The sequence below is a fragment of the Bradyrhizobium sp. 147 genome (genome assembly GCF_023073935.1).
GTDB lineage: Bacteria > Pseudomonadota > Alphaproteobacteria > Rhizobiales > Xanthobacteraceae > Bradyrhizobium.
Genome location: NZ_JADPKL010000004.1, coordinates 1 through 2006, shown reverse-complemented (window position 1 = coordinate 2006; position 2006 = coordinate 1). Strand labels below are relative to the sequence as shown.

2 pseudogenes are annotated in these 2006 nt (G+C 63.5%); both read left to right on the top strand.

The features are described from left to right. Positions 1 to 85: 85 nt before the first annotated feature. Positions 86 to 710 (top strand): annotated as a pseudogene (locus IVA87_RS00680) (IS3 family transposase); the annotation flags it as partial. A 46-nt stretch (positions 711 to 756) separates the two neighbouring features. Then, positions 757 to 1907: pseudogene (locus tag IVA87_RS00675) on the top strand (IS30 family transposase); the annotation flags it as partial. Positions 1908 to 2006 lie beyond the last annotated feature (99 nt).

The following is a 2006-nucleotide window of genomic DNA, read 5'->3' as shown; positions in this document are numbered from 1 at the left end:
CGTCGCCAACCTTCAGCGGAGGGCCAAATCGCTAGGCTTCCTGTTGCAGGCCATTCCGGGGGACGCCAATCCGGCTGTTTCTTAGGAAGGCCGCAGCCTACTTCGCGAAGGAAGCGACATGAAGTTCGCCTTCGTTGCGAAGCACCGGACGATCTGGCCGGTGGCATGGCTATGCGATGCGCTCGGAGTATCGCGGTCGGGCTTCCATGCCTAGCTCAACCGCTCTCCCAGCGCCAGATCCCGCAGCGACGAGGAGCTCGACGGCAAGGTCAAGGCCAGCTTCGCCGCGAGCGACCGCACCTATGGCGCACGCCGGTGTGGCGCGATCTGCTCGCCGACGGGGCGGATTGTGGCCTGCACCGGATTGAGCGGTTGATGCGGCTGCAAGGCTTGCGGGCGCGGCCGCGACGTCGGCGCTTGCCGAAGGACAGCGGCGATCGACAGCTCGAGACCGTACCGGCGAACCTCCTTGACCGGCAGTTCGCCGCCGAGCGTCCCAACCAGAAATGGATCGCCGACTTCACCTATCTCGGACGGCCGAAGGCTGGCTCTATGTCGCAGCGGTGATCGACCTGTTCTCGCGCCGCGTGGTGGGCTGGTCGATGAGTGCCGCCATGACCGCACAGCTCGTGACGGACGCACTGTTGATGGCCGTCTGGCGACGCGGCAAGCCGGATGCGCTGTTGCATCACTCCGACCAGGGCAGCCAGGGCGGATTCAAACGGTCGTCGCAACACCATGACGTTGGAGGTTGCGATGAAGGTTGTAAATCGGCGATCGGCGCGGTCAGGACGGGCGCCATTGCCATCGCCAGGCCGGCCGTCTGTTGCAGGACGCGATAAACAGAATAGATTTTGGAGGGCGATTGCCACAGGGCAGAGCAGCGAAGATGCTGCGCTTGAGGCTGGATTATCGCAACCTGTCGGAAGCAGATTATTCCGGAGGGCGGGCGGCATGCCACCAGCGATGTTCAGATCTTCGGCCAAACCTCTCTCCGGGCGCTACCTTTCGTTGGCTGAACGCGAGGACATCGCCCTTTTAAAGGTGCAGGGCCATTCCATACAGGAGATCGGGCGCCGCTTGGGGCGAGCTGCTTCGACAGTTTCCCGTGAACTGCGTAGGAACGCGGCCACCCGCGGCGGCGGGTTGGAGTATCGGGCAACAACTGCCCAATGGCATGCGGACCGATCTGCCCGCCGGCCCAAACCGACCAAGCTTGCGCTCAACGAAGCCTTGCGCACTTATGTGGAGGAGAGACTAGCCGGCGGCGTCGTAGCCCCGAGCGGAGCTTGTATTCCCGGCCCCTCCGTTCGGTGGAACGGCCGCCGGCATGGCCGTCGAAGGGATCGACGATGGGCCAAGGCATGGAGCCCTGAGCAGATTGCCCGACGCTTGCTGATCGACTTCCGGGACGACAAGACGATGCGCATCAGCCACGAAGCAATCTATCAGGCTTCTCTTCGTTCAGGGCCGCGGTTTACTGCGCAGCGAGCTGACGGCCTGCTTACGAACCGGGCGCGTGTTGCGCGTGCCCAGGGGGCGCGTACGCAGGCGGGCAAGGGCTTTGTCTCGCCGGAGATCATGATCCGCGAGCGACCCGCTGAAGCAGCCGATCGAGCAGTGCCGGGACATTGGGAGGGAGTCTTATCCTCGGTCTTGACAGCTCGGCAATCGGCACGTTGGTCGAGCGGACGACGCGCTTCACACTATTGCACCTTCCCCGGTTGGCGGGGCATGGCGAAGCTCCGCGCAAGAAGAACGGACCAGCGCTCGCGGGACACGGGGCGGAAGCCGGGCGCGACGCGATCTCGCGCACGATCGTCACTTTGCCCGAAGAACTACGTCGCTCGCTGACTTGGGATCAAGGAGCCGAAATGGCTCAGCACGACCGCCTCAAGATTGATGCGTGCGTGTTTCGGCAATTCCCGGACAGCGATTTCGGTAATTCGCGGACAGCGATTTCAGTAACTCCGGGACAGGGATTCCGCTAAATCGCGGACAGATGC